We start from the raw sequence: 7,779 nt of genomic DNA on the forward strand, positions 1-7,779 counted from the left end.
CCTTCGGTATACTCCTGAATATCACTCCAGCCTTCTGCGCCCGCAATCACGGCACACAGTGACGAAAACAGGATGTCAAATAAAGGATAGGTGACTTTCGCACTCTGGCGAGGGTCTTGGATTGCCGAAAAATGAAGGGTAAAGTTCTCAAGGCACATGATATAGGTTTTCACTCTCAAAAGAGAGTATAAGATCACAGTGCTTTATTTGAAGCAACCTATTTTATTTTTGGCTAAAAAACATTCGTGATCTTGCCCTGTTGCAGAACCCTTGATTGAAACACAGCCCGAATTACTAAACTGGGGCAAACATCGTAAAGTCCTGGATTACTATCCGGTAAGCAATAAATTACCGGCCTGCTATGGATTACAGACCTACGCGGAGACTCAACAACAAGTGCACTTGCACCAATTTATGTTGCCTTTTGAACAACTATTAGCTAATGGTTGTGCCGAACTCAACCTCTTGCCAAAATTATTAGCCTTTAAACAACGAGGAAATAACGTATATGGCACACAGTGGCCTTTTAAAGAGAATACTACCAATCAGGAAGTCTATAAGAATATAAAGACTAAATTAACCGATCAGTTAGACAAGGATTCAAAAATCTATATTAATGACGATATTCAGCAACAGAATTATGATAAAGAACTGACTATTTTGGATTATCTGTTAGGCTATTTTGGAGCTAAATGCGCAATCCCACCACTGTTACCAAACTCACTGACACCGCTTCAGGATAAGGATTTTTTATTTACCCAACGCAAATATCTGGCGCAACAGCCTGAATTGACCTACCAACGTAATAACATTCGTATTGATAAAGTATCAGCACTTCAGAAACGTATTGCTGCCCGGCTTGGTTTGGGAGGAAAATGTTTCGAGGAAACCCCAAAGCTGGATGAACTTCCTTTCTACCTGATTGAACATCGACAGTTATTACCGATAAAACCGGACCCACAATTCGACGAGGAGCAAACGCCCGATAATCTGGAAATAAAAGATGAGACCGATACTAAAAATCATCAATTAATGATTACCCAGACAGGAAAGGCAAATCAGTTACTGCAAGGTCAGATAATTGACTTAATTATCACTGAAGGCGACGGCGAAAATAAAAAAGTGTTGCGTAATCAGATGATCACTAATATCGAAGAAGATAAATTTACTCTTAACACCAGCAATAGCAGTGATCTGGAACGCAATTGGGAAAGAGTGGAGAAAGCATTTAATCAAGGTAATCTACACTGGAAAAATAGTTCGGTGTGGCTGGAAGATATGGATTATCAACTGGTTTATGCCAGTGAGATATATCAAACGGGAACAGAAGATGAACGCTGGATTACCTCCAGCCCCCAAAGTCCCTTCCCTGCCATGATCGAAGAAAATGATGAAATTACACTGAAATATGTAATTACCCCATCCGGGCCGAAGAAATCTGATCATGAACTCAAGGCAAACGTCATTAAATTTGATCGTATTCAAGGCAAGATATTAATTAAACTCACCCAAGACTCACAGGATAATTTTCCATTAGCGGCAGACGCCTGGCGCTATCGTTGGTATTTCTCCAGCGAAAAATATGCTTTAGCCGATCGCTTTTCATTTGTAGTCAGTATGGTGATTAATAGCCAACTCGTTAAAAATGACGACGTTGATCCTTACAAATTGGAATCTTGGGCGAAAACCGAAATTTTAGCTGAATTTCCCGTTCATCTTTCTCTGATTATACATTGGTTGTCACCGGAACATTTTAAAGATTTTTCCAGTACCTATCAGCGCTGGCAAAATAATGGCGCTCCCTTAGGGGACGAGGCATACCATGTTTTAGAAACTTTAACCCTGGGAAGATTACCTTCTGCCGCAACAGGTATTGGTAATATGAGAATTGCTACCGCACAGCAACGTATTGATGTGGTTGGTGAATCAGGTAAAGAATGGAATACAGAAGTGATTATTAATAATCAGTTAGTGTATGTACCTTATACTGGAGAAAATTTAAATAAACGCTGACTTTAATCATGAATATAGAAAAATATCGATTAAAAACGCTCATGTTTAATTTTCAAATGATAAATAAATTAATTTACTTTAACAAAATAAATATTAATCTTACATTAAATTAAGTATCTTTTTTAATTTTCATTTAATTATAATGAAAAACTCATAATCATTTCACATTATACAAAAGGTGATATAAATGGAAAAAGAACATAATCCATATAATTCAGAAACCAATTTAGAAAATACCAATATTAAATCAACGGGTCCTTCAGCCGATGATTTAAAAAGCCGTTTTAAAGAAGGCAGTATTCCATTACAGACCGATTATGCTGATCTGGTTAATATTGCCGATATTGGGCGTAAAGCTTGTGGTCAGGCGCCACAACAAAATGGTCCAGGGCAAGGATTGAAATTGACCGATGACGGTACACTTAATTTAAAAATAGGTACACTTTCCAGCCAGGATTTTTCTCCATTAATGCTGAAAGATGATATTTTATCTGTAAACCTTGGTAGCGGTCTGATTAATAAAACCAATGGAATATGTGTTGGTCAAGGCAATGGTATTGTTGTTAATACTAACGGCGTCTCTGTAAAATCCAAAGATAACACAATTAAAGTCGAGTCTGCAGGGATATCGGTAGGAATTGGTTGGGGAGTAAAAGCAGGCGGTGAAGGATTAGATGTTAAGGCTAGTAATGGTATTAATGTCGATAGGAATGGTGTTTCAGTCAAAGCGGGTAACGGTATCACGGTTGATTCAAGCGGCGTTAGTATTGATCCCAAAACAGTACTCCCTAAAGGAATGATTGTGATGTTTTCTGGTAGTAGTGCTCCTACAGGCTGGGCATTATGTGATGGAACTCAGGGCACGCCGAACTTGATTGACCGCTTCATTATTGGAGGTAAAAACGATGAAGTGGGTAAAACAGGCGGGCAAGGTTTAACAGGGAGTGGAAGTAGTAAAACGTATACTGTTAAAACGAGTAACGTTTCTGCTGGTAACATAACGGTAAATATTTCTGGAACAGCTTTAGAAGCAAAACATATCCCCCCCCATACACACTCTGTGCAGTATACATGGAATACAGGTGGTGGGGCGTACACCGTATATTCTGTCGCAAATGCAGGACAAGAAGATATATTAAGAAACCCGCTTACCGATGCTTTTGGTAACCCGTCTGAAAAGCATACACATACCAGCACTGCCACTCAGGGAAAGCATGATCATACTATAAATAGCCTACCAGCGTATTATATTCTTGCTTTTATTATGAAACTTTAATTCGGCTCAACACAGACAAACTTAAACTATCTATTATTCGATAATTACCAAGGATATATTTATATGACTTCGGAGCCAAATCTGTTAAATCGGATTACCATTACTATTGAGGCTAACAATCAGCAGGTAGCTAAGAAAGTATTGCATGGCTCCCTGCTTAATCAAGCCAATATAAATAACTTATTCAATACATTATTCACTCAATATCCTATTAATAAGGATATCTATTTAGAAACATTAACCTTGGATCTTGGCGAAATAAATTTTCACGACTTTAATTCATTGTTTCCTGCTCGCCTCAAGGTTGCACTGATTAAAGCACTAAGCCAATATCAGATAAATAATAAAGAAGAAATTCACCTGAATGCACCAATACCAAATAAAATCACCCATAATTCTTCTTTATCTGGTGATAATAACTTTATTAATGCAGAGAACTTCATTCACTTCTTATATCAAAAATATCCCCAATTAAATCCAGCGGAGGCAATAGCGAATAATAAAAACAGTGATATCAAGATTAAGAAATTAATAAATCAATTAACACGGATAGAAAACAAATCAGCATTACTATTAGCAAAAAGCTGTTTATCTGAACATAGCCTGCAACGGCTTTTAACTATCAAACAACCCGCTTTATTGAGCACCATCAACCGCAGATTATCCGAAAACATAAATAAACCACAACACCAGGAGGCGCTTGCCTCCTCCGGGCAACTGATACTCAATGCACTGGAATATATACAGCGACATAATGCACAGGAACTAGTTAAACCCGATGCAAAAATCATCTCGCGTATTACAACTGAGCTCAATAACGGTACACTTAATGCCGCGTCTGTTATTACATTATTTCGCCAGGCTATGACCGACAATATCCCATTAAATAGTTGGCTAAAACAACTCTGGCAAACAGTTGCTATTTCACAGCTTTGCCAACAGCACCTGTCGGTTGAAGAACACCAATATCTATTGGAATGCTTTATACCAAACCACACGGATAAAAATAGATCTGAGATAAAACCCTTCATGGGTGGCGATAACTCTTCAAACGCTCAGAAATATCAACATCCGACAAATCAAAAAGTAATTGCCGAAGATCCTCAAGCATTATCAATATCAGATAACCCATCGGTTATTAGAGGAAATAACCTCAACCCACTTCAAACCATCAACAAACCATACTCTGAACAGACTTTATTACCTGAACACCCTTTTCCACGCCCAGTAAATAATGCCGGGATATTAATTTTGTGGCCGATGCTACCCGCACTGTTTAATCAACTTGGCCTGCTTGAAGCACAGAAATTTATCCATCATCAGGCTCAGTTCAATGCCGTTGATTTACTTGACTACCTGATTTGGGGAACCGAAGAAAGACCAGCAGAAAGAAAAGTACTGAATAACGTTTTGTGTGGATTATTGGCCGACGAAATGATTGAATTAACTCCTGTTGAGCCGGAAAAACAATTGATAATAGATCAATGGCTGGATGCCGTTATCAGCCAACTTCCCGGCTGGAAAAAATTAAGCCGTAATGATGTCCGTCAACTGTTTTTACAACGACCGGGTGAATTACTGGCAGACGAGCAAGAAATCAAAATCTCCATCCAGCATCAGCCATTTGATGCGCTGTTGGCTGATTGGCCGTGGCCATTAAATATCGCCAAACTTCCCTGGCTGGATCGCCCTTTAAAGATTGACTGGAAAAATATTTAGAAGGTTTATATGGATTACCCGCTGATAAATAACCACGATATAACGACAAAATCACACTGGATTTATCCCCATTTGGAACGTATCGATTTGCGGTTACAGCATTACTATTACCAAAAATGTGATAAATATGATTCCTTACCGGAAAGTTTTTTACTCGCAGAAGATGAATTAGAACAACGTCTGACAAAACCACAGGGCATTCCCCATTGGCTAACTAAACCAGATGATATTATTAGCCATCCAGCAGCAAAGGAAAATCCTGTCTCTGATGCATTATCATTATTGGTAGAACGTTTTGAACTGACTGAATTTGAACTAGATACCTTATTATTAGGTTTATTACCCCATTTTGACAGTCGTTACCATGCCCTGTTTGCCGCTCTAAATGGCAATAGTAAAAAACAGTGGCCTAGCTTTGCTTTAGCAATTGAATTATTTAGCCAATGTCAAAGTGATCGACAATTACTGCAAAACAGTTTTTTACCGCAAACACCATTAATCAACAACCAACTACTACGGCTTAATAATCAAGAAGAACCAATCTGGTTACAAACACAATTTTTAACTCACAACTCTGTCTGGCATTTTTTATCGGGACAACGAGTTATTCTACCGCCATTAATAACCTGTGCTAATTGGCATACTCCAGACTCACATAATTGGTATCCGCAAACTCTTTATCATTCATTTAAGAAAATATTATTGAATGACACCAACGAAATACAGCCATTAATCATACTCAGAGGAAAACAGGACAGCGCCAGAGAATTAGCGGTCAGTAATATTATGGCATCTCATGGTATTCATACCTTAATTCTTGATTTAGCTCACCTGCCCGACGAAGAAAATAGTGTCACAATACCCATATTGGCAGATGCAATACGAGAAATCCGCTTGCATGATGCCTGTTTATTAATCCGCAATTTTTCTTTACTTGCAGAGGAAAAAAAAAAGATTACACCATGAGTTATCTATTTTATTGAATCAGCCGAAATTAAAAGTAGTTTGTCTGGCAGAACCGGGAGATGCATTAGTCTGGATTAAGCATTTGCCAATAGTACAAATTGATATGCCAGTAACAACGTTAGAAGATAGAAAAACAATGCTAAAAGCAAGTTTACCGGCTAATGTCATCCAAGGAATCAATATTACTCAGCTCTGTCAACGTTTCTCTTTTACAGCGGAAACATTACCCCTCATTGTTGAAGAAGCACATCAATACCAAATGATTCGGCAACCAGAAGGCCAACTGGAAGAGACTGATTTACGTAAGGCATTAAGTTTCCGCGCTCAACAAAATTTCGGTAAATTAGCCCAACGAATCACCCCAAAACGCAGCTTTAACGATTTAGTGGTTTCAGATACGTTAGCGCAACAATTAAAAGAAATCGTCGCAGCCATTAATTACCGTGACCAAATTCTGAGCTCTGGCTTTCAGGAAAAAATCAGTTACGGTACCGGTATTAGCACATTATTTTATGGAGAATCGGGTACCGGTAAAACAATGGCTGCTGAGGTGATTGCCAATAATCTTGGTGTTGATCTGATTAAAGTCGATCTCTCTACCGTGGTGAACAAATACATCGGTGAAACGGAAAAAAATATCTCCCGTATTTTCGATCTGGCCGAAGCGGATTCCGGAGTACTTTTTTTCGACGAAGCCGATGCTTTATTTGGCAAACGCAGTGAAACTAAAGATGCCCAAGACAGACATGCCAATATTGAAGTTTCTTATCTGCTACAACGACTAGAAAATTATCCGGGATTAGTGATTTTAGCCACCAATAACCGTAGCCACCTTGACAGCGCGTTTAATCGCCGCTTTACTTTTATTACTCGTTTTACTTACCCTGATGAAACATTACGTAAAAAAATGTGGCAAAAAATCTGGCCTGAACAACTGACATTATCCGATGAAATTGATTTTGAACATCTGGCTAAAAGATCTGATTTAACCGGAGCAAATATCAGAAATATCGCCTTATTATCATCCATATTGGCAGCAAATGACAATATTGGACAGATTGAAAATAAATATATAGAACGCGCCGTGATACTTGAATTAAATAAAACTGGCCGCTTGGTATTTTAAAAATTAAGTAGAATTGGAGTCAATATGACAACTATAATTGCTTCTGACAATGCGATTATTGAAATTAATCAAGCATTAAATGATATTCTAATTAAATATTTAGACATTCCCAGTCAAAACATTGATATTCGTTTTGATCTACCAGAAATTAATTCCATTCAATCAGAACCGACAGTGAGTATATTTCTTTACGACATACATGAAGATCTACAATTACGCTCCACAGAAACAAGACGTTATAACCCGGCGACCAGCACATTATTACCGGGATGGGTCAATATCAATTGTAACTATTTAATTACCTACTGGGATGCAAATAAGCCGCCAAACGACAGTTCCAGTCCAGACAGTCAGCCAGATAATCAGGCAGCACAAGTGATGAATCTGGTTTTACAGGCATTAATTAACAACCGTCAATTAACCGGTCTTCCCGGTGCCAGGGCAAGATCACGAATGTTTTTTAGCCAAAAATAAAATAGGTTGCTTCAAATAAAGCACTGTGATCTTATACTCTCTTTTGAGAGTGAAAACCTATATCATGTGCCTTGAGAACTTTACCCTTCATTTTTCGGCAATCCAAGACCCTCGCCAGAGTGCGAAAGTCACCTATCCTTTATTTGACATCCTGTTTTCGTCACTGTGTGCCGTGATTGCGGGCGCAGAAGGCTGGAGTGATATT

At 38.4% G+C, this 7,779-nt stretch carries 4 protein-coding genes and 3 pseudogenes; 6 read left to right on the top strand and 1 reads right to left on the bottom strand.

Annotated elements, in window-relative coordinates; translation table 11 throughout:
* Positions 1-158 (bottom strand): transposase family protein (locus C6H66_RS24025; RefSeq protein WP_146111118.1); only part of this gene is annotated, 158 nt, incomplete at its 3' end.
* 100 nt (positions 159-258) lie between these two features.
* Here C6H66_RS24025 and C6H66_RS24030 point away from each other — a divergent pair.
* The 6 genes and pseudogenes from C6H66_RS24030 to C6H66_RS24055 all read left to right on the top strand — a co-directional run.
* Positions 259-2,013, top strand: a pseudogene (locus C6H66_RS24030) (hypothetical protein); the annotation flags it as partial.
* Between the two features lie 187 nt (positions 2,014-2,200).
* Entirely contained in the window at positions 2,201-3,289 is a 1,089-nt protein-coding gene (locus C6H66_RS24035; protein WP_105396962.1) for a tail fiber protein, read from the top strand.
* Between the two features lie 63 nt (positions 3,290-3,352).
* Positions 3,353-5,008 carry a contractile injection system tape measure protein gene (locus C6H66_RS24040; RefSeq protein WP_105396963.1) on the top strand — a complete coding sequence of 552 codons (1,656 nt, stop codon included), beginning with the start codon at positions 3,353-3,355 and terminating at the stop codon, positions 5,006-5,008.
* A gap of 9 nt (positions 5,009-5,017) precedes the next feature.
* A pseudogene (locus C6H66_RS24045) lies at positions 5,018-7,100 on the top strand (ATP-binding protein).
* Between the two features lie 24 nt (positions 7,101-7,124).
* Positions 7,125-7,547, top strand: a pseudogene (locus tag C6H66_RS24050) (Pvc16 family protein); the annotation flags it as partial.
* 91 nt (positions 7,548-7,638) lie between these two features.
* Positions 7,639-7,779, top strand: a 141-nt coding sequence (locus C6H66_RS24055; RefSeq protein WP_146111119.1) for a transposase family protein, incomplete at its 3' end; no start/stop codon positions are given.

Source organism: Photorhabdus hindustanensis (assembly GCF_002968995.1).
GTDB classification, from domain to species: Bacteria; Pseudomonadota; Gammaproteobacteria; order Enterobacterales; family Enterobacteriaceae; genus Photorhabdus; species Photorhabdus akhurstii.

Bases quoted from the DNA above. Each gene is read 5' to 3' on its own strand.
- C6H66_RS24040 (WP_105396963.1), top strand. From the start codon at position 3,353: ATGACTTCGGAGCCAAATCTGTTAAATCGGATTACCATTACTATTGAG.
- C6H66_RS24035 (WP_105396962.1), top strand. From the start codon at position 2,201: ATGGAAAAAGAACATAATCCATATAATTCAGAAACCAATTTAGAAAAT.